Consider the following 23,158-nt stretch of genomic DNA (forward strand, 5'->3'; position numbering starts at 1 on the left):
GTGGAGTGTTAAACCCCGCTGGCATCGGCGATCTCTCCACACCGGTCGCGTCGACCGTTCACGATGAGCGATCGACGAATGGTACCCACCCCATTCGCTGGCTCTTTGCCGGGCTGCTCCTACTCGCCTCGGTGATGAACTACATCGATCGACAGACACTCTCTGTGTTGGCCGTAACGGTTCAGCATGAGATGAAGCTCACGGATGTGCAGTACGGCTATGTGGTGCAGTGCTTTCTGCTGACCTATATGGTGATGTACGTCGTGTCGGGCCGGCTGGTAGATCGTTACGGCGCACGACGCACGCAAGGCGTCTTTCTGCTCAGCTGGTCGTTGGCGAATGCATTGACAGGCTTTGCCACAGGATTCGTCTCCCTCATGGGATGCCGAGCCATGCTGGGCGCGGCCGAACCCGGCAACTACACTGCTTCCCTGCGCGCCGTGAACGATTGGTTCTCTGCAAAGCAGCGCGCGCTCGCCGTCGGTATCTACAGCATGGGCGGCACCCTCGGCGCTGCGATTGCCGTTCCTCTTACGACCACACTTGCCCTTCGGTACGGATGGCGTAGCGCCTTTGTTGTAACTGGTGCCATGGGCGCCGTCATCGCCGTGCTCTGGTTGCTCGTCTATCGGGACCCGCCAAGGCGTGCTGAGCAGCCTCTGCTGCCTGCCGTACCCTGGAAGACCGTCTTGCGCCAGCCGCTCCTGCTGGAAATGCTGGGCACCCGCATGTTGACGGACTCCGTCTGGTACTTCTTCCTCTTCTGGATTTCGAAGTATCTGCAGGAGTCGCGCGGCTTCACACTTGCTGAGATTGGTGCCAGCGTCTGGGTACTCTTCGTCGGTGCAGATCTCGGCGCGCTCGGCGGCGGTGCTGTCTCAGGCCTCTTCGTCGCGCGACACGGCCTGCTGAACGCGCGTCTGCGCACCATGCTGCCTGCCGCCATCTGCATGTTCAGCCTGGCAGTGGTTCCCACGCTGCATGACCGTGTTGCCATCCTGAGTCTGCTCACGCTACTGGCCGCGTGCCACATGGTGTGGATGACCAACGTGACCACCCTCACGCTGGATCTCTATCCACGCACAATGGCAACCACCATCCAGGGCCTGATCGGCGCTGCCAGCTCCATCGGAGGCTTGATCTCCGCGGGGCTGATCGCACACACCATCCAGACGCATGGCTACCGTCCCGTATTTCTGATCCTCGCGTTGATGCATCCCATCGCCGCCACAGTTTTGTTTATCCGTCTGCGTCCGCTCATGCGGCGCACGGAGATATCCATGGAGAAAACTCAAAGCAATGAAGCTTGAAACCAGGCAGTATGACGTAGTGGTGTGTGGTGGTGGTTTGGCCGGTGTCAGCGCGGCAGTGGCCGCCGCGCGCGGTGGCGCGAGGACATGCCTCGTGCAGGATCGTCCCGTACTGGGCGGCAACAGCTCGTCCGAAGTCCGTGTGACACCACATGGCGCTGCAGCCTTCCACGCCTACGCACGCGAAACCGGCATCATCTCGGAACTGTTGATTGAAGAGCGCGCCGTCAACCACGAAGAGATCTTTGAGAATGGCTGGACGAACTCCGTCTGGGACATGGTCATCTACGACCTCGTCGAACGCACGGAGAACCTCACCCTCTGCCTGAACACCGCCGTCCTTGGCGTCGTCGTTGAAGGCCGCCGCATCACTGCGGTCAAGTGCCGCATCGCCAATGCTGAGACCGATCTGACCCTGGAGGCAAAGACCTTCATCGACTGCACAGGCGACGGCCTTGTCGCGGCAGAAGCAGGCTGCGAGTGGCGCATGGGCAGCGAGAGCAAGGCAGAGTTCAACGAGCCGCATGCACCCGCCGTCGCCAACGGCGACATCATGGGCAACTCCATCCATTTCAAGACGAAGGACATGGGCCGTCCCGCTCCGTTCAAGCTGCCGTCATGGGCAATCGAGCATAAGGATGGCAGCTTCTTCTACGATCAGGGCCGACTTCCGAAAGAGGTTCGTGGCGGCTATTGGTGGATTGAGATTGGCGTTCCCTATGACACCATCCACGACTCGGAGACCATCCGGCATGAACTGACACGTCACACCCTGGGCGTCTGGGATTGGATCAAGAACAAGGATCCGAAGACCATGAAACTCGCCGAGAACTACGCGCTCGATTGGATCGGCCAGGTTCCCGGAAAGCGCGAAAGCCGCCGCATCATGGGCCGCTACCTGATGAATGAGTGGGACGCCATTCGCTGCACGCTACATCCCGATGAAGTTGCGTTCGGCGGATGGTTCATCGACCTGCACACACCGGGTGGTCTACTGGCGGGCAGCAGTGAGCCGGCCAGCGCGGAAGGCTACTCCGAGACAAGCGAGTACGCGACGCGCTCCTATGCAGGCCCTTACGGTGTGCCACTGCGCATGCTCATCTCGAAGGACATCGATAACCTGATGATGGCCGGCCGCAATGTCAGCGCTACCCACTGCGCGCTGGCGACGGTACGTGTCATGGCGACGACCGCCCTGATGGGCCAGGCCGCCGGTGTAGCGGCTGCGCTGGGTGTCACGCGAGGCTTGGATGTCGCTGCGATCTCGGACAACGCCTCGGGTGACGTGCAGCAGTTGCTGCTCCGCGACGGCTGCTTCCTTCCCTCAGTCCGCAATCAGGACCCGCAGGACAAGGCGCGTTCCGCCAGCGTCACAGCGTCTTCTTCGGCAGTCTTCAGCGGCCTGACGCCGGAGAGCGTAGGCGCGCACGAGGGCCTGGCCTACTGGCGCGATCAGGCCGTGCCTCTGCGGGAAGAACTCACGCAGCGCCGCGGTCAGTGGCTCGCACTGGGTGGACCTTGCCCCCAAAAGATCAGCTTCTGCCTCTCCAACAAGACGCAAAAGCCGCAGCAGGTTGGCGTCTCGCTGATGAACGTCAACCACGTGTGGGACTACCGCGTCGCCGGCGAAATGATCGCCGCCACAGGCGTGCTAACAGTAAACCCTGGCGAGAAACAGTGGGTCGCGTGGCAGATTCCCGCCGATGCAGAGCTGCCAGGCGAGGGCTACATCCGCCTGGACCTGTCCGCGAACGACGCAGTCTCCTGGCACGTCGCAGGCGCCGTCGAACCCGGCCACGTGTCGGCCTTTGAAATGGCTCCCGGCAAAATGCGGCGTTACTCGAGCGGCGTGACACTTGCCATGCTCGTCGAGCCGGCACAGTCAAGCTATGCAGCGTCCAACGTTCTCTCTGGCCACACGCGGCCCTACGAAGGAACCAACCTCTGGCGCTCCGATCCGGCGCAGTCCTTCCCCCAGACACTCGATCTGCAATGGAAGAACGCACACACGATCCAGTCGGTGGAGATCACCTTTGCCGGTCACCTCCTGCGCGAATATCACGCGTATGCACCGTTCTATAAGGACCCACAGTGCGTTCGTGATTTCGACATTCAGGCGATGGTCGATGACAAGTGGGTAACCGTGCAGGAAGTTCGCGGCAACTACCAACGCCTCGGCAAATACACTCTCGCCCACCCAGTCGAGACAGCCGCTCTTCGCCTTTACATCATCGCGACGAACGGTGATCCATCGGCTGCCATCTACGAGGTACGCGCCTACTAAGACCCCGTAAGGGATGCGTCAGGAAGCGAACCATCGGAAGGCAAAGCACTGTCCTGAGGGTCTCCCTCAGGACAGTGCTACGAGACCGGCACTAATTCGGCGTAGGCCTCGAAACGCTATCCACCACGATCACATTCACCGGCACCTTGCCGGACTCCAGCTTCAATCCAAACTGCTCCACCAGCGCCGGAAGCAGCGGAGGCGGCACGTCGCCGCTCTCAGGCGGTGGCGGAGCCTTCTGCAAGCCCATCTTGATCGCCTGGTTATCGTCCATCTGGTACTTGAGCGTTCCCCCATAACGAACCGCGCCAAGCCCCGTCTGATCCACCACGGGATGGTCCAGGATGTCCGACTGCAGCAGACCGCAGAACTCCTTCATGGTCGCGTTGTTAATGCGCAACTGCCCGGGAGGCAAACCGAAACCAGGTATATCCCCCGCGTCAGCAGGCGCTGGCTTCATCTTGATACCGCCCTTGGCCACACTCAACGAAAAAGCGGTCATCACGCGCGACTCCACGTGATATTTCAGCCCATAGCGTTCCGCCGTCAGCTTCGCTACCTCGCTCATAAACTGCTTCAGACTTGGCGCTCCAGGCGTCTCAGGCTTGGCGTCAATGTCGTACTTGTCCTCCCTCGCCCAATCCGGCAAACCGACGATCTGCGCGGCATTCAACGACAAAGAAATAGTCATAAGCTTTTCAAGCGTCAGACCACGCCCGATGAAGTTTCCGCGGTTCAGCAGAAACGCAAAATTGCGCTCGCCCGGAGCCTGCGGCTTGATCGTCGCCACCTCAAAGCTCGGATCGGCATTCGGATCCATCTTGGCCTGCGGTGGCGGAGGCGCAGGGATCTCCCATGCAGTCTCCGCCGTCGCACGCACAAACACCAGCGGCGCCTTGTTATCGCCCGAAGTACGCGTACCGCCGATCGAGTCGCCATCCGGCGACATCTTCCCTTCGTACGTAATGCCAACGCGCTCAATGTCCAGACTCAGCGTCCCACCACTCCAACCCACCTTGTCGATCGGTATCGCCGGCGACTTTTGATCAATAAACCAGAGCGTCCCCTTCCAATCCGTCCCTGCCTTCTCGATCTTCACCACCCACCGGTTATCCCGACCATCAGCCTGGCGCACCCCACCCTGCCACGTGCCCGCAAGATTCAGCGCCACCGGCGCCTGCGCCGCAACAGCAGCCTGCGCCGCAACAGCCGGAGCCTGCGCCGCAACAGCAGGAAGTGTTACAAACGCGAACAACGAAGCGAACGCAAACAAAAGCGATCGGAGTGGTGAGGAAGACAAGACGCGCATACAGACCTCGCAGAAAGGGATGCGGCAGAAATCACGAACATCATACGGCCTCCCAGGCCGAGCGACTACAAAGTATGCAGCGACATTCAGCCCTCGAAGTCGCATTTGGGAAACAGCGGCTCTGTAGGGCGTGACAAAATCTTGATCATCCCGCGCACTTCTTCTGCGCTCAAAATTGGCCTCAGGCGAGAAAGCACAACCGCCCAGGTGTTTACATGGAAGAATCACATGCCATCCACCCTCTCCATCGCTCGCACGATTGCTACCTGTGTCGCATGCGCGGCAGCCTTATTTCCACTCACCACAATGGCGCAGAAGCCCGCGCCATTCAGCTCCGATGTCGTGCCAAAGGCGACGACAAGCGATTACGCAAAGGAAGCCAGGGACGGCGAGTACGTGCTGCATGACGTAGTCTTCGGCAGCGGCGAAAGGCTCGCAACCCTGCGCCTGCACTACAAGACTCTCGGCAGCCCGCATCGAAACACCGCAGGCCGCATCGACAATGCCGTCCTCATCTTGCACGGCACCGGCGACAGAAGCGGCAGCATGCTCACGGACGACTTCGCAGGTCCACTATTTGGACGGGGCGATCCGCTCGATATCCAGAAGTACTACATCGTACTGCCGGACGACATAGGCCACGGCAAATCGAGCAAGCCATCAGACGGATTACACGCAAGCTTCCCGCATTACGATTACGACGACATGGTGCAGACGCAGCACCGCATGCTGCTGGAAGGCATGGGCATTGCGCATCTGCGCTTAGTACTTGGTGTCTCCATGGGTGGCATGCAGGCATTCGTCTGGGGTGAGACCTATCCCGGCTTCGCCGACGCACTGATGCCGCTGACTTGTCTGCCGGTGCCGATTGCCGGCCGGAACCGCATGATGCGGTACGCCGCGATGCAAGCCATTCGCAACGACCCCGCCTACCGCAACGGCGAATATAAGACGCAGCCGCCCAGCGTTCATACCGCCAACACGATGACCTTCGTGATGGGTTCCAGTCCGCTGGTTTTACAAGAGGCCGCTCCCACTCGCGCTGCTGCAGAAGCCTATGTGGACCGCGCGCTGGCACAGCGCGATGCAACCACCGATGCAAATGACTTTCTGTATTACATCGACAGTTCGCGCAATTACGACGCGTCCCAGCACCTCGATCGCATCACGGTTCCCATCACATGGGTGAACGCTGCAGATGACTTCATCAATCCGCCGGAGCTACACATCGCAGAGCACTACGCACCGCAGTTGAAAAAGGGCCAGTTCGTTCTGTTACCGATATCGAAAGACACACGTGGGCATGGAACCAACATGCTCGCAAGGATCTGGCGCCCGTGGCTGGTTGCACTGATGCAGCGCTCGGAACCATCGCACCCAGTCCACCGCAAGAGTGGCGGGAACTAATCTGCGACCAAGAACCTAATTGTGCAATTTGTAGAAGAAACTTCCGCCCCCGATGCCCCACCCGAGAAAGCGTTTGAGAGAGCAGGGTTTCTAACCAGCATCCTGTTAATCATCGAGTGACCTTTCCCTCAGACCTGCTACCAAGGACAGTTCTACAGACGATCAAAGACCTCGGGCTTGAGCGGCGCTGGGGTGGCGCAAGCCTGTCCTGCCATGGCTCACGTACTGCGGCCTCTACTTCGTTCCGAGCAGCAGCGGTTCTGTTTCGATCAGCCTCAAAGACTTCACCATTGAGGCGGTCACGGTCTTGTACTTCTTGAAGTGTTCCGATCGCAGGTGGGCTTGGTAGCCAGCTGGACTGGCATACGTCTCGAAAAGACGTATCTGGTTGGGCTCGCCCTTCACGACGACTGCGTAAAGTGCGAGCACGCCGGGCTCTCTTTGAATGGAGATTTCGATCTCTTCACGGAGAGCTGCTTTGTAGGCGTCCAACTGCGCCGGATTGATCTCCAGTTCAGCCAACCGTACGACCCTTTCCGGTTGCTTCTGGGCCACGATGGGAAATGGATTCCAGAGAGAAGCCACGATCAGCGAGACCGCAGCGGCGATCATCAGGGTCTTTGCTTCCATGTCTTGCCTCCTGGCGCAGACCGCCCATCAAATTTAGCGCACGCCTCATCAAACGATAAACGCTGCGCTTGCGACCTCTGCACCTGATACTCCCGCAAAGTCGGGTTTCTGGAAACATTCGTCGCGGAGTTGCCGAAAACACCGTTTTCAGGGAGGGGCCTCCGGCGTTCGGGGATGAATGAGTATGCCGCGTGTGAAGATTAATGGGGACGGACCTCGGGCTTGATCCGGGGGGATGGGGTGAGAATATGCGCTCATTGACACCAGCAGTTCTAATCGCAGGCCTTATTTCGTGCACATTGTCATTCGGACAACCGAAGAAAGGCATCCCCGATCTGAGCTTGATTCTGGAGCCCGGACCGTTAGTCGATGGCGTGCCGCAGACGTTCACGTTCCGCTTGACGAACATAAGTGCGCGGGATCTCCTCATACCCCGGCCGAACATAGGCTGTAGTGAGCCGACTGCCGCTGGCAATCTTTGGATGAAGGAATCTTGGCAACCTTTGGCCGGGAAGGAGCTAGGAAACGGTGTAGCCTACTGCGACTTCGGATACGCACGGAAGCCGCCTCCGACCGTCTTGGAATTGGCCCGCAACTGGACGCGGCTTCAGCCAGGAGAGTCGATCTCCATTACTGCGACCAATAGAGAATTACGTTTTGAAACTCAAGGCCCTGGCAAGTACTCGTTCTTAGGTGAATACCTGCCCCCAGCAATGAGCGAGGCCGACCTTCAGATGTTGAACTCTGCGGGCATCGCGGTCCCACAAACGAAGACCATCAGTGGGAGCCTTCAATATCAAAGGGAGGCTTTGGGTCTAAACTGGATGACTGTTTTTTCAAAGCTGGGCCGCTGCAGCTGAATGCGTGCTCTATCGCATGTCAATTCACTTGTAGGAGCCTATCCCGGGAGTTTCCGAAAACACCGTTTTCAGGGATTTAGGCTTGAAACGTATGATCGTTCAGTGATTGATGCTTCGCTGAACCCGTGGAGACCGATCTCTTCTGTTCTAGTGGGTGTAGCCGCTTTAGTCGCTACCGTAGTTACATTGGCACTCTTCAAGAGCGGGATTTGGCGCATATGCTTCTGGTGTGATTTAACGACTGCGGAGCTTTCGTCGCTGTCTGTCATAGCCTCATGTGCCGTGGCGACTGGAGTTGGATGGGCTTGTACAGCCATCGTTCGGCGGCGGACACCAGTCGGCTTTTGGGAAAGCATTGATTGGCGTCCGACTTGGCGCGGCATCCTTACGGGTAGCGCGATTGGTGTCTTCTGCTGCCTTCTCACGATGCTCATCTCCACCAGGCGAAACGACCTGTCTCTTCACGTAGCAGTCATAGATAGACCCTTACTTCTGGTGGTTCTCAGCGTTGTTCTTCTGGAGCCTCTGACGGAAGAGATCTATTTCCGCGGCATCCTCTTTTGTGGCCTGAAGAGCAAATTGAACCCCTACCTTAGCGCTGGGATCGTCACAGCCATCTTTGCTTTCCTACACCCTCAGCATCGGGGGATCGTCCTGCCAATAGCCCTGACGCTAGGAGTTTTTCGCATTGTGGGCCGTTCGACCAGCAGTTGCTTTGCCTTGCATTTGGCCTACAACCTGTCCATGTTGCTGTGGGGCTTTAGATAAAAAGCCTAGGCGCTCCCACAAAGTCGGGTTTGCGGAAACTGCGGTCTTAGAGTTGCTGAAAACACCGTTGTGCGGGAACGGTGATCCTCTAGAATGCGATTGCGCAAACGAATATGCACTTCTTGATCTTCATGGACGGTCTCCCAGCGGATCTGGTCTGGTCCGCCTACGCTATTCTGCTCATCGTCGCCTTGTCCCTCCTTCGAGCGTCGAGGACAGCCGGGGCTTGGCGACGAACGTTGATGCGTCTCACAGGCTTCGCCACATTGATATTGTTTTCCAGCCTCACAGTGATCTTTGCGCTTGGCAGTGCCCTTGGCGGCGATCCACCACGCGAACATAACAAGTTCATTTCGCCTTCCGGTAGCCGGTTCGCCCTCCTCAGTCACAGCGCTCTGCGCGACGGCGCGGCAACACAAGTGTCCTTGAAGGAAGGATGCTGCCGACGGTGGATCCCGTATGAATACTTCGGGAGCGGGGATGACTACATGGATGGCAGTTCGCTGAAATGGATCGACGATCATCACCTTCTGATCAGATACGCGCTTGATGCTTCCGGAGAGCAACGATGCGATCAAAGAGCAGGTGACGTGACGATCTCTTGCGAACCACTGCCCGATCCGTTTCCGGCCACGTCCCCTAGAACAAAACCGTAATGCCTGGAAAGTCGGGTTTTGGTGTGCGGCACATGGCATAAGTACAAGGCTCAAAACGCCTAGCTCCGACTCGGTCTCGATCTTCCCAAGAAGGCAGTCGGATTTCCGGAGACAGCGATACAGGAGCTGGCGGTAACCCCGTTTTGCGGGAACACGTCTTCTCCCGAGCTAGCGCCTCTGCACGCGTGAGAATATGGCTGCATGAAGTGGAAGATGCACTCAGGGTCGGTGGAACGGTTGCTGCCGTTCTCGCGGTTTGGGCAGGCATAGCCATTTTCGACATGTGGCTTCTTGTCCCGCTTGATCCCGCGCTGACGGATGGTCAAGCCATCTCAATCAGGCTGGAATATACGGGGGTGTTCGCAGTGGCTTTCATCCTATTCGGCGCATTATCGCGGATGGCCTTCAAGAAGGTCAAAAGCGAGCCTGACCAGAGTGCATAGACGTTCGACGCAGTTTGACTTTGCCACACTCCCTGAAAGTAGGGTTTTCGGAAACGGTTCAACCAGCTCTCGAAAAGCGTTTGTCGTCAACCGCACGGAGAACAAGTCTCGCGTACTAGTAGCAAGCAGTTAGAACCGCTTTCGAAGAACCCAAGTCGTCATACACCGGTAATCCTGCACAACCGTAGTCTTCAACGGATCCACCAGCACCGCATCCAGCTCCTCGGTCAGGTGGAGCAGCGTCTCCTCGTCCACCAGGTACCACTCCGACCCATCCGGAATCAGGAACAGGCCATTCCGCAATTGCTGGAAGTCCATCCCGATCCGCGACCCCAGTCGAACAAACAGCAGCCCACCCGGGCGCAGCGTCCGCCAAAGCTCCGCCAGCATCGCGTGGAACTGGTCATCATCCTGCGCAAAGTGCAGCACCGAATTGCAGATCACAACATCCGCAAACTCATCCGGAAACGGCATCGCCTCGATCTCCGCCACGCGAAAGTTCTCAGCTGGCAGCGTGCTCCCCAGTGATGCCGAAAGCGCCCGAACATGCGCCACAGCCTCCGCGCTCACGTCACACGCGAAGACATCAAAACCCGATCGCAGCAGGTAGACAAGGTTCCTGCCAAAGCCGCAGCCCGCGTCCAGCACCCGCATTCCCGGCGCGATATTGCCGCGCAGGATCTGGTCGAAGACATAGATGTCGATCTGGCCGAACTGCTCCTGCAGCGTCAACGCGGTATCTGTAGCAAAAGCCAACTCGTATCCCTCTCGAACGTCGATCCGCTATGCGCTCCAGCGCGTTGCACCACAAAGCAAAAGGGCCGCAAACGCGGCCCTTTTCAGTTTACTGCTCAGACACTAGCGACGCGAAGGCTTGACGATCTCTTGTGCCTTCACTTCCCCGTCCTCAGGCGCAGGCGGCAACGGCGCAGGGGGGGCGCCAACGCCAATGGCCATCTTCGCGCGAAGCTCCTTGTCCATACGGGCAAAGATCTCGGGATTGCTCTTCAGGAAGTTACGAACATTCTCACGGCCCTGGCCGATGCGCTCGCCAGAGTAGCTGTACCATGCGCCGCTCTTGTCCACGATGTTCTGCACAACAGCCAGATCCAGCACATCGCCCTCACGGGAGATGCCTTCGCCGTACAGGATGTCGAACTCCGCCTCACGGAACGGCGCCGCAACCTTGTTCTTCACAATCTTCGTCTTGGTACGCGAACCGACGACAACGTCGCCTTCCTTCACCGCGCCGATACGGCGGATGTCGATACGGACCGACGAGTAGAACTTCAGCGCGCGTCCACCGGTCGTCGTCTCGGGATTACCGAACATGACACCGATCTTTTCGCGGATCTGGTTGATGAAGATCAGGCACGTGCGGCTCTTCGACACGGTGCCGGTCAGCTTACGCAAAGCCTGCGACATCAGGCGGGCCTGCAGGCCCACGTGCGAATCGCCCATCTCACCATCGAGTTCGGCCTTCGGCACCAGTGCCGCAACCGAGTCGACGACCAGGACGTCAATCGCGCCGGAACGTACCAGCGCTTCGGTAATCTCAAGTGCCTGCTCGCCATAATCCGGCTGCGAGATCAGCAGGTTGTCCGTATCCACGCCCAGCTTGCGCGCATAGACAGGATCGAGCGCATGTTCTGCGTCCACGAAGGCTGCCAGGCCGCCGGCCTTCTGTGCCTCTGCGATGATCTGCAGCGTGATCGTCGTCTTACCCGACGATTCCGGTCCGTAGATCTCAACCACACGTCCGCGGGGCACACCGCCCACTCCCAGCGCAGCGTCAAAGGAAATCGATCCCGTCGAGATGACGGAAATCGGCACAATGGCATCCTTCGCGCCCAGCCGCATGATGGAGCCCTTGCCAAACTGCTTTTCAATGCCTTGAAGGGCAAGTTCTACGGCTCTAGCGCGATCATCAGCCACGGGTAATTCTCCTTGTTTGTCGAGTCATCCTAGCATCGGTCGAGGGCAATAGCAAACAAAAGGCGAACATGCACTCTCCCACAGAAAACTTGCCCGCCGGCTGGTCGAGACCAGCCGCTTCAGGCGACCGCTGATGCCTCGACCGCCGCAGCAACGTCCCGGTCCAGCTTTGGGCTGGGGGTTTCGTCGTGAAAGTACCGCTTCAGCGACAGTATCGCTTTCTCAAAGTATTCATACGACAACACCGCGATGAGCACTGAGGCAGCGAGGACGATGAAGCCGTGGGCCAGAACCAATAGCAACTTGGAGTGCGTAACACTGCGCAGAGGTGGTCCAAGCAGGTCATCCATCGCTGACTTGAGTGAGTAGTGGTAGATATACAGGCCATAGCTGTACTTTCCAAAAAAACGCAGCACAGGATTCGAGAACACCGCGGCAAATCCACTGGTCGTGTTCAGCGAGGCCGCCAGCAAAGACGCAAAGGTCAGCCCAAGCACCGTGAGGCCAACCGTTCCTACGACAGCGTTCCCCAGCGGAATAAAGCTGCCGTACCAGACCCCATAAGCCACAAGGAGTGACGCCCCCGACAAGAAAGAAAGCCAGGCCCAGCGTAGAACCGGAACGCGGAAGCGCGAACGGATCGCAAGCGCGACAAGGCCGCCAATCAGCAGCGCATCGAATCGCGATGGACTCCAGGAGTAGATGCTGTAGGGAAATTTCGCTGTGACGCCGCTGAACTGCAAATACAACCGCAGCAATAACGTGCTCGTAGCCACGATAAGAATGGCTGTCGCAATCTTCCTCTTGGTCTTCAACCAGTAAATCACCAGGGGCCAGGCCAGATAGAACTGCTCCTCCACAGCCAGCGACCAGAAGTGCTCCACGTTGACCCATGGCGCATTCGTCGCGGCAACAGCACTCATGGACAAGCTCGTCGTGTAGGTCAGGTAATACAGGGCGCCCGGAAAGAACCAGTGGTAGCCGCGTGCGTAACTGATCCCGATGATGAGGAAAAGAAATGCGTAGTAAAGCGGAAAGATGCGCAGCGTACGACGTCCGTAAAAGTTCCGGAAGTAATGCTTGCTCGACAGCGTGTCATACAGAATGCCCGTAAGCAAAAACCCCGAGAGCACAAAAAACAGATCGACACCCACCCATGTGCTCGATCTCAGATTCGCGATCAGCCGGACAAGAAAACTTCCCTCGGGATTTGGGTTGGACCAGAACAGGTGGTCGAACAGAACCAGGAGAATCGCCGTACCCCGCAGTCCATCAAGCGCGGGAATGTGTCGTCCCGTGGTGGAGTCGTCCAGAGTCCTGGTCATTGTTGCTCTCTTCCCTAACGTTGCAGTAAGTCTATGGGCTCATGCGGATCACGGATGCGGAAGTGCTTCGCCAGCGACGGGTACGCACGCGCCACCTCGCGATACATCTGCCAGGCAACGTTGCGATAGCTCCAGTGCCCCGCGGGTGTCGACCGCAGTTCGCTGATGTAAACGGCCTCCGCAAAGTCCATGGTGAAAAGCGACCGGCAGCGCGTCGCCAACGGCAGAACATAGTCCGCAACACTGGTGCCATCTACCGGGGCCACAGCAGCCTGCGTCTTACCCGCAAGCGGCGCACCCCACGCCATCCGAACACCGCCCTCACCAAACTGCGGCACCGGCACCGGCGCAGGCGAATGAGCGCTCAGTTTCGGTGTCGTTGCAACCGCCGCTGCGGGCACATCTACCCCGGTCACATTGCCATGGAATCCAAACGCCCGCTCCACCAGCTCCGTATACCTTGCAAAGACAGGCGACACAGACACATGCGGCTGCCCCGGGAAGTCCGGCACATCGTACCCATGCACCGTCGTGCAAGCCTGCAGCAACTGCGTGCAACGGCGATGACGATGCATGTCACGGAAGCCGCCAATATCCATCAGGATGTCGAATCGGAGACCATTCGCCGCAGCAAACGCGCGCGGCAGCTCATCGTGACGGCCGCGATGCTCCAGCCCAAGCTCGATCAACTCCGCAATACGCACTTCACTCAGCGAAGCGACCGCATCCCGCACCTGCCGGAAGCGGTAGTGCGTGTGCGGATACAACAGCGAAGCTGCAAGATCGATCTCCAGCGACATCGCCTCACCCGCGGGCGGCGAAATCAACTCGACATTCGGAGAGTCCGCGGGCATCGGCTCAATCGCCGCTTCCCCCATCAACTCCCGCGCAGCCTGCCGCAGCACCGGTCGGCTCTTCGCCTGAAACTCGCTCGGCGAGGTGTACTTCACCAGCGTCGGGCTCGTACGAACCTCCCGCAGCAGATGCTCACCGGCACGCGCAGCCAGATCCGCATCCATCGTCCGGATCTCTTCCAGGATCTCGCCCGCAGCGCCATGGTTCACATTCCAAGCCGGACCCGCCGCAGCAGCCCGCAGCTTCTCACCCAGGTCCCGAATTTCGGCATAATCACTTCCCAGCAGCCGGGCGATCTGGCCCTCAAGCGTCCGGGCGTTCGTAATCTGGCCCAGCGATGTGTTCGTCGCCAGCGGCAGCAGGTAGCGAGCCATGTCATATGCACGAGCCTTCAAGGTCCGTGTGTAGCTCGCCTCGTCCATGCCCTCCGGCCGAGCCGTATGCGCCTTCAACTCGGCCAGCATGCCCTCGCCAACCTCGGTGTAGCCGTCAAAAAGCGCATCTACGCATTTGGTGTACTCATCTGCGGACTGAATCGATTCAAAACGCGGCTTATAGTACCCGGATTTGCGGAAATTCTGGTACCGCGTCGACCGTTCCTGACCATCCCAGCGAGGCTCATCCACCAGCGAAATCGCAGCCAGCAACGACAGCCGCTCAATCGCAAAAGCCACATGCGCCAGATCCGCAATCGACCGGTGGCCATAGGCGAAATAGAAGGTATTCAGGAACTGTTCAGCCTTCTGCGCACTGATCTCAGCCAGCGATTCGCGCAGCGTCAAAGCGCTCCGCGAGTACTTCGCCATGGCATACGCCAGCACCTCGGGGTCGGCGCCGTGAATAGCGTACACATCGGTTTCGTTGGCCGGGGCAGTTGTCTGAACGTCGCTCATGGGATCAACAGAAGAATACCGCGAGCCCGTCAACCAGCCAGTATCAAGCATCGGATAAGCATGAAAGATGCCCCCGTTGAACTCCCGCCAGCACCCCATCGCATGTGGCGCCTGCGGCAACGGTGGTCGCGACTGCTCTTCGCGCACTGGCCAGTACCGGCAGCGCATGTACAGGCAAAACTGCCTGCCGGCCTGATCGCCGATACCCTCGATGGCACCGCCTGGCTCGGTGTCGTTCCTTTCACTATGGACCGCGTGCGTTTCCGCAGCGTGGGCGAGCACGCCTTCCGCGTCCCCACGGCGCACGCCTTCCCGGAGCTGAATCTGCGCACGTACGTCCGCACACGCGATGGCCGAACTGGCGTCTATTTTTTCTCGCTGGATGCCGCCAGCCTGCTCGCTGTCGTCGGCGCTCGCGTCGCCTTTGGCCTGCCATACTTCTGGGCGAACATGTCCGAGACGATCTCAGTAGACGGCGTCATCGACTATCGTTCGGAGCGTCTGCTGGGCGGTCGACACGCCCCGGCAAGCTTCGCCGCACAGTACCGCTCGCTGCGCAAGCTCAGTGCAGATGACGATCTACGCCGCTTCCTCACCGAGCGCTACGCAATGTTCGTGCGGCGCTTTGGCTCAGTCCAGGTCGGTCACATCCATCACGGACCATGGCAACTGGAAGAGGCCGAGGCGGAGATCCGGATCAATACGCTGCCACAGAGCTTTGGCTTCACGCTGCCGAACCGCCCGCCAGTGCTGCACTACTCGGAAGAAATCGAGATGCAGGCGTGGACTCTGCGCCGTCATCCCTGACGCATTTACACTTTGACCAGTTCCGCTGGAGCCACTGCCTGATGCGTCTTTTGCCACTCTGTTTCTCCGCCTTTCTTCTTGCCACCACGCTCCACGCACAGGCTGATCTCGCTTTGCCGACTGCTGCACAAGCCGAGGCCAGGAGCATCGATGCTCAGCGCCTGCGCGAGCATGTGAAGACACTCTCAAGCGATGCGTTCGAAGGCCGCGCGCCCGGCCAGCCCGGTGGCGAGAAGGCCGCGCAATACGTCGCGAATGCCTTTAAGGCAGCAGGCCTGGAACCAGCCGGTGACAACGGCACCTACTTCCAGAAGGTCCCGCTCGTGGGTGTAAAGACACGCGCAGCAGAAACGAAATTCGCACTTGTGCCCGAAAAGGGCGAACCGATGAATCTCACCTTCGGCACGGACTACGTCACCAACAATCAGACACACACCGAGAGCGCCGACATCGACGCGCCGATTGTCTTTGTGGGTCACGGCATCGTGGCGCCGGAGTATGGCTGGGATGACTACAAGGGCATCGACGTGGAGGGCAAGGTCGCTCTTGTCGTTGTGAATGAGCCCGCAAGCGATGACCCGAAGTTTTTCAACGGTAAGTCGCTCACCTACTACGGGCGGTGGACTTACAAGTTTGAGGAAGCAGGCCGCCACGGCGCCGTGGGCGTGCTAATCGTCCATCGCAGCGATCTGGCCAGCTACGGCTGGCAGGTGGTGCAGAACTCATGGAGCGGCGAGCACAGCTACCTGCGCAACGATCCCGACGCGCGCCTGAAAGCGGCAAGCTGGATTCAGCACTCGGTTGCGGATAAGCTGCTTGCCAGCATCGGCATGACGGCCGACGAAGCCATTGTTGCGAGTGACAAGCGCGGCTTCACCGGACGCGATCTGCCCGTGCGGTTGAAGGCGCATGTTGCCAGCGACATCCACAACTACGAGTCGGCCAACGTGATCGCGAAGATCACCGGCGCAAAGCCGGGCCACGACGTTCTCTACACCGGCCACTATGACCACTTTGGCATCGACCGCACGCGCACCGGCGACCCCGTCTTCCATGGTGCTGCCGACAATGCGACGGGCACGGCGATCGTGCTGGAGATGGCGCGCGCCTTCGCCTCCGGGAAGGTACAACCTCCGTCGACCGTGATCTTCGCCGCTGTCACGGGAGAGGAGCAGGGCCTGCTGGGATCGCAGTACCTGGGCACGCATCTGCCGGTGCCTGCCCGCGAAGTCTCGCTGGATCTGAACTACGACGAACTGCTGCCGCTCGGCGATGTCGCCAGCGTCAGCGCCGGCGGCGCACAGCGCACGACCGTGTATCCGCTGATCGAGTCACTGGCGAAGAAGGACAGCCTGGAACTCCGCAAGGGCGGGGTTGATGCCTCGGGCGGCTACTACCGGTCCGATCACTTCAGCCTGGCTCGCGTCGGCATCCCGGCGTTCTCTGTCGGCCAGGGCAGCAAGTTCGTCGGACACGATGAGGCCTGGGCTCGCACGCAGGAGAAGGACTTCAATGAGAACAAGTACCACACGCCCGCAGACATCTACTCGGACAGCATGGACTTCACCGGCAACGCCCGCATCGCACGCTTCGGCTTCGAGCTCGGCTGGCTGGTGATGAACCAGCCAAAGCGCGTGGAGTGGCTGAACGGCGATGAGTTCGCGGCAGCGCGGAGGAAGAGCGACGCGCAGTAGCACTTGCGTGTTCTTTCTCCGTATGTGACCGTCTTGACGTCGCGTTCACCGGCCATGCGTTGATCGTGTTCCAGCGCCAGTTCGTATAATCGCCCTTGAAAGTTGAGGGTTCAGCAAGCATGGCAGCAGGTCTTGAAGGTCGCGTCGCACTCGTCACTGGAGCATCGCAGGGTATCGGCAGGGCGATCGCGCTGGAGCTGGCGAAGGCCGGTGCAACAGTCGCTCTGGCGGCTCGCAATGAGGGCAAGCTGGCCGAGGTGAAGGCCGAGATTGAGGCGGCCGGCGGTACGGCTGAAGCCTTCGCTTTGGATGTGTCGAACGAGGAGGCCATCAAGGCTGGCGCGAAAGACATCCTCGCGAAGCTGGGCGCCGTTCATATCCTGGTGAACAACGCGGGTGTGACTCGCGATGGCCTGGTGCTGCGGATGAAGTCCGCTGACTGGGACGATGTTCTGACGACCAACCTGAAGGGTGCGTTCCTGCTGACGCAGGCGCTGCTGCAGCCGATGATGAAGGCTCGCTGGGGCCGGATCATCAACATCTCGAGCGTCAACGGTGAGCTGGGCGCTCCGGGGCAGGCGAACTATGCTGCTTCGAAGGCGGGCCTGATCGGCCTGACGAAATCGCTGGCACGCGAATTTGCGAGCCGCAACATCACCGTGAATGCCGTGGCACCGGGCTTCATCGAGACGGATATGACGCACGTACTGACGGAAGACCAGAAGAAGGCGATGCTGGGTGCCGTTCCATTGGGACGCGCGGGCACCGTGGACGACATTGCCGCAGCGGTCCGGTTCCTGGCAGGCGAAGAGTCGAGCTATATCACCGGTCACACGCTGGATGTGAACGGCGGGCTGTACATGGGGTAGGGGTACCCCTCCCCCCATTTTCGTAAAAATTACTTTCTAAAGGACTTAGCAGGCAGGGTGTCTGTAAAAATTAGATTCTATTGGGTTTACACGCAAAAATTAGATTCTAAAGGACTTAACGCCAGAGGCTCATCCCACCCTCCTTCTGCTGAAGGGCCTATTAAAAGGATAGAGGAATTGGAGAAATAACCCGCCAACTCTATGTCGTTTGTAATGTGACAGATGCGGGATTTGGGGCTTGACAGCGATTTCGTAGCTGCCCCGGTTGGCGATCTGTGGCAATCTTTTCGCATGGCCGCACCTTCCGACGCGACGATCACGATCCGCCCCGCAGTCTGGCCACAAGACCATGCTGTCGCGACGCTCCTGTTGCATCACTACGCACGCTTCCTTGTCGAGAACCCGGCTGGACCGGTAAACATCTGTCTGGTGGATTACGACAAGGAGCTGGAGCAACTGGGCCAGCGGTACGTCGAGCCGCATGCTGCCCTGCTGCTTGCTTTCCTTGGGGACCAGCCGGCTGGCTGCGTTGCCATCAAGTTGCGGCCGGACCGTCCTGGAGCGACCGAATTGAAGCGTTTGTGGACTGAGCCGCTTGCTCGAGGCAGGGGCATGGGGCGTGCGCTGGCGGATGCGGCTATCCAGTGGTCCCGAAGCCACGGGGCAGAGTCCGTACTGCTGGATACGGTGGCGAACGCCATGCCCGATGCTGTGCGACTCTACCGTGCGCTGGGCTTCGCCGAGACCGACCGGCACAATGACAATCCCGTGGACAACCTGCTGTTTATGGAGCTGCGTATCGGTCCTGGATGAGACCGGTCGGAATGCAGGGCAGCGACAGTTCGATGGAATGTACCGAATTTTCCACTGGAGAAAATAAACTTGTACGCGACGCACGCAGATGCACGCCATCCGCTACAGGATGGGCTTGTCTGTCCCGCTAACCCTAGGCGCTGTGTTGCAATGCTGGTCATGCGCAGCAAAGGTATCGACTGCGCGACTCCGTCTCAGCCTCGTCACGAATCCGCGGTGGTTCGCGCATTCCGCCGGAGTTGAAGTTTCCCCTTGTCAGCGATTTCGGCCCTCGTTACTTTGTGGTCAATGGCTGACATGCACATGATGATGCCGGTGGCACTGCCAACGGCAAGAGCAACGGGACCCGCGGCGATGAATATCGGGACGACGATTCGCGGCTACCGCCTGCAAAAGGGCATGTCGCAAGGTGATATCGAGAAGCGCACGGGTCTGCTGCGCTGCTATCTTTCGCGCGTAGAGAACGGGCATACGGTGCCGTCGCTGGACACGCTGCAGAAGATTGCCGGCGCGCTGGACCTGCCGCTGAGCCAGTTTTTCGCGGACGACCCGGTGAGCCGCGACGTTGCGGCAATTGCGCTTTCAGAGGACGAGATCCGGTTCCTGACACAGATCCAGCGGTACAGCGCTCACCTGTCGGACAGTGATCGGAAGCTGCTGCTGGCGATGGTGCGAAAGTTTGCCCAGACGACGCTGACATAATCGTTGACGTCCGGAGTATTGCTCAGAGGGACGCCTCGCAGGCTCCTCCAAGAGCGCCCGGGATCCTACGGGTACCACTAACGCGACTACAGCTCGCTGACGATCCACCAGATGCATCCGGCGTGGGCATGACGTTGCCTTCAGCCCGCCCTTCGACTGTCCTAAGTCCTGCTTCCCCAAGCTGATGTAAATGAGCGTGCCTCAAAGCCGCCTGGCGTGTCTGGCACGCCATCGCTGAGGCTGTCTACTGCAGGTGGGATAGGAAGTAGCCGAAGAGTGCCATGGCGAGCGCTGCGCCGGCGAAGGTCATCTTCTGGCGCGTGAGGTAGCGTTCGCGACCGCTGGTCATGCGCGGGACGAGCGGCACGGCGATGGCAAGGCCGCTGGTGAAGCCACCGATGTGCGCCATGTTGTCGATGTGCACGTCTGCCATGTGAATGCCGCGCATGAGCGGGCCGACGTTAGTGCTGAGACCGATGACAAGGTTGAGCACGGCAAACTGGATGACCGAGCGGCGGATGGCCCGCAGATCTTCCAGAGGGATGCCACGAAAGCCGGGACGCGGCTCTGAGAGCCGCTTGTTGCTGAAGAGGACGATGAGCACGCCGGCGATGCCGAAGACGGCTCCTGAGGCGCCTGCGCCAACCTCCCCTGAGGCACCGGTATAGAAGTTGACCGCGACGGAGAGCAGGTTACCCGCGGCGCCGGTGAGCAGGTAGACGCTGAACATGCCGAGCACGCCGAGCAGCGGCTCGCCGATGACGCCCAGGTTCCAGAGGCACCACATGTTCAAGCCGAGGTGGACGATGCCTACGTGAACGAACATGGCGGAGAGGATGCGAAACCACTCGTGGCCACCGAGGACTGCTTCGGCATTGTTTGCGCCGAAGCGCATGAGGTCATCGGGGGTGGGTGTGAGGGCATCGACACGCGCCAGCACCATCCACACATAGACGGCGATGTTGATGCCGAGCAGGATGTAGGTCGCGGGCGCCTGCGAGAAGCGGCGGAAGCTGCTGCTACGCCGCCGCTGAACAGGCGCAGCGGCCTGTTGCAGAGCTTCGTCCTCGCGGCGTACATCTGCCGTTGAAGTGCCGGGAAACGGATTGAAGTTGGACTCGGTGCCGGGGGCGGTTCATGAAAGCGCGCGGTGCGGCCGCTGCTACAGGTCGCTCTCGCGGCCGTGCGAGAGGCGGCGCTGCTGCACGGTGTGCGAGATCAGGCCGGGCGCGGGCGTTGCGATGGCAACGAGGATCCACATGAGCACCGAGATGACGAGGCCAGCGACCGCAGCAGTCTGCAGCGTGAGTGCCATGGAGAGATGACGCATGTGCAACTCGGCAAAGGTCATTTGAGCCCAGGGGCCGCGATGGACGATCATGGTCGCCAGCAGGAAGGCAAAGGCGGAGAGGGTGAAGAGAGACAGCAGCACCACGTCGATGGTCCGATGCAGACGCTGACGTGCGCGGCAGTGCCAGCACTCCGCCAGATGAGTCTCGTAGACACCGAGCACTTCGGTCGAGACCGACGAAACGTCATAGCGCCAGCCGGAGAGGATGTCACCGACGACCTGGTCGCAGCAGCCTTTGTCGCTGCCAAGCAGCGCTCCGGCAACGCCGTGTGCTTGCAGGTCCTGCACGTATCCTGTGGGCTCTTGATTCATCATCGCTTCACGTTCCATCTTATTAGGTTCGATGCACTGATGCCAGTACCGATTCAAGAACCCGGCAAAGTCGACAGGGGTCCAGACGGCAGTCTTAGAGGCAGAGGCTTTCCATGGGGTCAGACTGGGGTGCCAGGAGCACCCGGTTGCCGAGCAGGCTGAGGCGGTCTCCGAGGGCCTGTTCGGCTGCCAGGCGGGCCAGTTCCGGCATGTTGTTGCTCTCAGAGAGATGGGCCAGGACGACGTAGCGTGCGCCGCCGTCGTAGTCGCGGGTGAGGAACTCCGCCGCGGCCGTATTGGAGAGGTGACCGACGCGGGAGAGCACGCGCTGCTTAACGCTCCAGGGGTACGGACCGTCGCGCAACATCTCAAGGTCGTGGTTCGATTCCAGAAGCAGGACGTCGCAGTTTTTCAGCGCAAGTTTCACGTTTTCAGGAACATAGCCGAGATCCGTGGCGTATCCGAAGCGCAAGCCCTCTGCGGAAAAGACGAATCCGCAGGGGTCCGCGGCGTCGTGCGGGATGGTGAAGGGCAGGATGTCGATGTCGCCGATGGCGAGGTGGCGGCCCGCACGGAAGTACTCGACGGCGGGCAGGTAGCTGGGATCTTCGCGGAGGCTCTTCTTCGTCTCGGTGGAGAGATCGTCGCAGAGATCGTCCTGTGTGGCGGCGATGAGTGCGCCGCCGGGATCTGTGGTGGCATCGATGCCGGGGCTCGGCGGGTTCGCCGGAATTTCGATCGGGTGAAATGGCGACGTGCGCGCGGCCGCGTCGACATCGATATCGTTCGCGAGAAAGTTTTCCAGAGGCTGGTCGTCTGTTTCGCTGGCTTCGACGGCGATCTGGTGGGCGAGCGCCTGGGCTTCAAGCCGCTCCTGCTTTTCGCGGGCGGTCTTTTCCAGCCACTGTTTGTAGCTCATGGTGGTGCGCGGCGTCATCTGGCGAACCCAGGCGCGGTGGGTCGCCTCAGTGAAATAGACCGGGATGCCGAGCTTACGGGCCATGACGGGCAGGCCGCTGACGTGGTCGGCGTGCTCATGCGTGATGAGGATGGCGTCGAGTGCGTAGGCATCTTCGCCCACGGCAGCCATACGGCGCATCAGTTCGCGGCAGGAGAGACCTGCATCGACGAGGATGCGCGTTCGCGACGAGGCGATGACGGCGCTGTTGCCTTTGGACCCCGAGGCGAGAACCGTCATCCGCATCATGGGTGCTAGTTTACCGATTGGTGACGTGGATTACGAGGTAGTAACTAGTGTGGTTCGGCTTATCGGGCCCAGGTGGCGACGACGGTCGCTGATGCCGCGATCCGGCAGACCCAGTCTTCACGAACTCAGGCATTGCGCATGGGCGCCAGGAACTTCACCGTGCTCTTCATCACGACTTCGTCGCGCTGGTTGAAGGTGTTGGTGAAGATGGTGACGAGACCGTACTGCGGGCGCTTTTGCGAGGGGCGGAGGGCGATCACTTCGCTTTCGGTGCGGAGGGTGTCGCCGGGACGGACGGGCTCGGTCCAGCGAATCTCTTCGACGCCTGCGCCGATCATGCCGCCGTGGACCTTGATGTTTTCGACACGCATTCGCATGACGATGGCTGCGGTGAGCCAGCCGGAGGCGGCCAGGCCCTTGAAGAAGGTGCTTTTGCCGGCGGCTTCGTCGAGGTGAAAGGGCTGCGGGTCATACTTTTCCGCGAACTCCGTGATCTCCTGCGCGCTGACCTTGGTGCTGCTCATGGAGGCGAACTTGTGGCCGAGCTTGAAGTCTTCGAAGTAGAGTTCGTCCGACATGGGTAGCACTCCTGTGCAATGCGAGATGGGTTCGGCGAAGGCCGTGTGCGCGGGCGTTGGATCTAGCCCGCGAGGTCTGCTTGAGGCGCAGGAAAGTGCCCTGCGCGAGAGAACCGAAGTCTACCAAAGGCAGTGCGGAACGGGCCGGGC

General features: G+C 59.9%; 21 protein-coding genes. 11 read left to right on the forward strand and 10 right to left on the reverse strand.

The window, feature by feature from the left end:
• The first annotated feature begins 5 nt into the window (after positions 1–5).
• Both TERRO_RS18715 and TERRO_RS18720 read left to right on the forward strand, forming a co-directional pair.
• Entirely contained in the window at positions 6–1,310 is a 1,305-nt protein-coding gene (locus TERRO_RS18715; RefSeq protein WP_014787276.1) for an MFS transporter, read from the forward strand.
• On the forward strand, positions 1,300–3,594 hold the full coding sequence (locus TERRO_RS18720) for an FAD-dependent oxidoreductase (RefSeq protein WP_014787277.1): 2,295 nt from the start codon (positions 1,300–1,302) through the stop codon (positions 3,592–3,594). The genes TERRO_RS18715 and TERRO_RS18720 overlap by 11 nt, the downstream gene beginning before the upstream one ends.
• Before the next feature lie 91 nt (positions 3,595–3,685).
• Here TERRO_RS18720 and TERRO_RS18725 read toward each other — a convergent pair whose 3' ends face one another.
• Positions 3,686–4,849: a TIGR03435 family protein gene (locus tag TERRO_RS18725; RefSeq protein WP_157178442.1), complete on the reverse strand. Its 1,164-nt coding sequence runs from the start codon at positions 4,847–4,849 to the stop codon at positions 3,686–3,688.
• A gap of 282 nt (positions 4,850–5,131) precedes the next feature.
• On the opposite strand from TERRO_RS18725, the gene TERRO_RS18730 reads away from it, so the two are divergent.
• Complete coding sequence (locus TERRO_RS18730) at positions 5,132–6,310, forward strand: alpha/beta fold hydrolase (protein ID WP_014787279.1); 1,179 nt, start codon at positions 5,132–5,134, stop codon at positions 6,308–6,310.
• A gap of 234 nt (positions 6,311–6,544) precedes the next feature.
• Here TERRO_RS18730 and TERRO_RS18735 read toward each other — a convergent pair whose 3' ends face one another.
• Positions 6,545–6,940 carry a putative quinol monooxygenase gene (locus tag TERRO_RS18735; protein WP_014787280.1) on the reverse strand — a complete coding sequence of 132 codons (396 nt, stop codon included), beginning with the start codon at positions 6,938–6,940 and terminating at the stop codon, positions 6,545–6,547.
• 1,286 nt (positions 6,941–8,226) lie between these two features.
• Between TERRO_RS18735 and TERRO_RS24010 the strand changes: the two genes are divergently transcribed.
• The 3 genes from TERRO_RS24010 (at position 8,227) to TERRO_RS18755 (ending at position 9,667) form a co-directional block, all read left to right on the forward strand.
• Positions 8,227–8,568 carry a CPBP family intramembrane glutamic endopeptidase gene (locus TERRO_RS24010; protein ID WP_041592721.1) on the forward strand — a complete coding sequence of 114 codons (342 nt, stop codon included), beginning with the start codon at positions 8,227–8,229 and terminating at the stop codon, positions 8,566–8,568.
• 239 nt (positions 8,569–8,807) lie between these two features.
• Positions 8,808–9,224: a hypothetical protein gene (locus TERRO_RS18750; protein WP_157178444.1), complete on the forward strand. Its 417-nt coding sequence runs from the start codon at positions 8,808–8,810 to the stop codon at positions 9,222–9,224.
• Positions 9,225–9,430: 206 nt separating this feature from the next.
• On the forward strand, positions 9,431–9,667 hold the full coding sequence (locus TERRO_RS18755; protein ID WP_157178445.1) for a hypothetical protein: 237 nt from the start codon (positions 9,431–9,433) through the stop codon (positions 9,665–9,667).
• 129 nt (positions 9,668–9,796) lie between these two features.
• Here the strand turns inward: TERRO_RS18755 and TERRO_RS18760 are convergent, their stop codons facing one another.
• The 4 genes from TERRO_RS18760 to TERRO_RS18775 all read right to left on the reverse strand — a co-directional run bounded on the left by TERRO_RS18760 (position 9,797) and on the right by TERRO_RS18775 (position 14,675).
• Positions 9,797–10,423: a class I SAM-dependent methyltransferase gene (locus tag TERRO_RS18760; protein WP_014787284.1), complete on the reverse strand. Its 627-nt coding sequence runs from the start codon at positions 10,421–10,423 to the stop codon at positions 9,797–9,799.
• Between the two features lie 102 nt (positions 10,424–10,525).
• Positions 10,526–11,602, reverse strand: a complete 1,077-nt coding sequence (gene recA / locus TERRO_RS18765; protein ID WP_014787285.1) for a recombinase RecA — start codon at positions 11,600–11,602, stop codon at positions 10,526–10,528.
• A 119-nt stretch (positions 11,603–11,721) separates the two neighbouring features.
• Positions 11,722–12,927 carry an acyltransferase family protein gene (locus tag TERRO_RS18770; protein WP_014787286.1) on the reverse strand — a complete coding sequence of 402 codons (1,206 nt, stop codon included), beginning with the start codon at positions 12,925–12,927 and terminating at the stop codon, positions 11,722–11,724.
• Positions 12,928–12,941: 14 nt separating this feature from the next.
• Positions 12,942–14,675, reverse strand: a complete 1,734-nt coding sequence (locus TERRO_RS18775) for an FAD-dependent thymidylate synthase (protein ID WP_014787287.1) — start codon at positions 14,673–14,675, stop codon at positions 12,942–12,944.
• A gap of 60 nt (positions 14,676–14,735) precedes the next feature.
• Between TERRO_RS18775 and TERRO_RS18780 the strand changes: the two genes are divergently transcribed.
• The 5 genes from TERRO_RS18780 to TERRO_RS18800 all read left to right on the forward strand — a co-directional run bounded on the left by TERRO_RS18780 (position 14,736) and on the right by TERRO_RS18800 (position 19,560).
• Positions 14,736–15,482, forward strand: a complete 747-nt coding sequence (locus tag TERRO_RS18780; RefSeq protein ID WP_014787288.1) for a YqjF family protein — start codon at positions 14,736–14,738, stop codon at positions 15,480–15,482.
• A 41-nt stretch (positions 15,483–15,523) separates the two neighbouring features.
• Positions 15,524–17,176 carry a M28 family peptidase gene (locus TERRO_RS18785; RefSeq protein WP_014787289.1) on the forward strand — a complete coding sequence of 551 codons (1,653 nt, stop codon included), beginning with the start codon at positions 15,524–15,526 and terminating at the stop codon, positions 17,174–17,176.
• A 119-nt stretch (positions 17,177–17,295) separates the two neighbouring features.
• A complete protein-coding gene (fabG, locus tag TERRO_RS18790) occupies positions 17,296–18,045 on the forward strand; it encodes a 3-oxoacyl-[acyl-carrier-protein] reductase (protein WP_014787290.1) in 750 nt (249 codons plus the stop codon).
• 291 nt (positions 18,046–18,336) lie between these two features.
• Entirely contained in the window at positions 18,337–18,858 is a 522-nt protein-coding gene (locus TERRO_RS18795) for a GNAT family N-acetyltransferase (protein ID WP_052313393.1), read from the forward strand.
• A gap of 297 nt (positions 18,859–19,155) precedes the next feature.
• The gene (locus tag TERRO_RS18800; protein ID WP_052313478.1) at positions 19,156–19,560 is read left to right on the forward strand and encodes a helix-turn-helix domain-containing protein; all 405 of its coding nucleotides are present in this window, start codon (positions 19,156–19,158) and stop codon (positions 19,558–19,560) included.
• A gap of 244 nt (positions 19,561–19,804) precedes the next feature.
• Here the strand turns inward: TERRO_RS18800 and TERRO_RS18805 are convergent, their stop codons facing one another.
• The 4 genes from TERRO_RS18805 to TERRO_RS18820 all read right to left on the reverse strand — a co-directional run bounded on the left by TERRO_RS18805 (position 19,805) and on the right by TERRO_RS18820 (position 23,008).
• Positions 19,805–20,503: a rhomboid family intramembrane serine protease gene (locus TERRO_RS18805; RefSeq protein ID WP_014787293.1), complete on the reverse strand. Its 699-nt coding sequence runs from the start codon at positions 20,501–20,503 to the stop codon at positions 19,805–19,807.
• Between the two features lie 219 nt (positions 20,504–20,722).
• Positions 20,723–21,241 (reverse strand): Asp23/Gls24 family envelope stress response protein, encoded by a 519-nt coding sequence (locus TERRO_RS18810; RefSeq protein WP_245536147.1) that lies wholly within the window; start codon positions 21,239–21,241, stop codon positions 20,723–20,725.
• 76 nt (positions 21,242–21,317) lie between these two features.
• Positions 21,318–22,430, reverse strand: a complete 1,113-nt coding sequence (locus TERRO_RS18815) for an MBL fold metallo-hydrolase (protein WP_014787295.1) — start codon at positions 22,428–22,430, stop codon at positions 21,318–21,320.
• Positions 22,431–22,555: 125 nt separating this feature from the next.
• The gene (locus tag TERRO_RS18820) at positions 22,556–23,008 is read right to left on the reverse strand and encodes a MaoC family dehydratase (protein WP_014787296.1); all 453 of its coding nucleotides are present in this window, start codon (positions 23,006–23,008) and stop codon (positions 22,556–22,558) included.
• Positions 23,009–23,158 lie beyond the last annotated feature (150 nt).

This window comes from Terriglobus roseus DSM 18391, from assembly GCF_000265425.1.
In the GTDB taxonomy this organism is placed as follows: domain Bacteria; phylum Acidobacteriota; class Terriglobia; order Terriglobales; family Acidobacteriaceae; genus Terriglobus; species Terriglobus roseus.

Bases quoted from the DNA above. Each gene is read 5' to 3' on its own strand.
- TERRO_RS18780 (WP_014787288.1), top strand. From the start codon at position 14,736: ATGAAAGATGCCCCCGTTGAACTCCCGCCAGCACCCCATCGCATGTGG.
- TERRO_RS18800 (WP_052313478.1), top strand. From the start codon at position 19,156: ATGCACATGATGATGCCGGTGGCACTGCCAACGGCAAGAGCAACGGGA.
- TERRO_RS18735 (WP_014787280.1), bottom strand. From the start codon at position 6,940: ATGGAAGCAAAGACCCTGATGATCGCCGCTGCGGTCTCGCTGATCGTG.
- TERRO_RS18805 (WP_014787293.1), bottom strand. From the start codon at position 20,503: ATGGTGCTGGCGCGTGTCGATGCCCTCACACCCACCCCCGATGACCTC.
- TERRO_RS18785 (WP_014787289.1), top strand. From the start codon at position 15,524: ATGCGTCTTTTGCCACTCTGTTTCTCCGCCTTTCTTCTTGCCACCACG.
- TERRO_RS24010 (WP_041592721.1), top strand. From the start codon at position 8,227: ATGCTCATCTCCACCAGGCGAAACGACCTGTCTCTTCACGTAGCAGTC.
- TERRO_RS18795 (WP_052313393.1), top strand. From the start codon at position 18,337: ATGGCCGCACCTTCCGACGCGACGATCACGATCCGCCCCGCAGTCTGG.
- TERRO_RS18775 (WP_014787287.1), bottom strand. From the start codon at position 14,675: ATGAGCGACGTTCAGACAACTGCCCCGGCCAACGAAACCGATGTGTAC.
- fabG (WP_014787290.1), top strand. From the start codon at position 17,296: ATGGCAGCAGGTCTTGAAGGTCGCGTCGCACTCGTCACTGGAGCATCG.
- TERRO_RS18815 (WP_014787295.1), bottom strand. From the start codon at position 22,430: ATGATGCGGATGACGGTTCTCGCCTCGGGGTCCAAAGGCAACAGCGCC.
- TERRO_RS18730 (WP_014787279.1), top strand. From the start codon at position 5,132: ATGCCATCCACCCTCTCCATCGCTCGCACGATTGCTACCTGTGTCGCA.
- TERRO_RS18820 (WP_014787296.1), bottom strand. From the start codon at position 23,008: ATGTCGGACGAACTCTACTTCGAAGACTTCAAGCTCGGCCACAAGTTC.
- TERRO_RS18770 (WP_014787286.1), bottom strand. From the start codon at position 12,927: ATGACCAGGACTCTGGACGACTCCACCACGGGACGACACATTCCCGCG.
- TERRO_RS18720 (WP_014787277.1), top strand. From the start codon at position 1,300: ATGAAGCTTGAAACCAGGCAGTATGACGTAGTGGTGTGTGGTGGTGGT.
- TERRO_RS18810 (WP_245536147.1), bottom strand. From the start codon at position 21,241: ATGGAACGTGAAGCGATGATGAATCAAGAGCCCACAGGATACGTGCAG.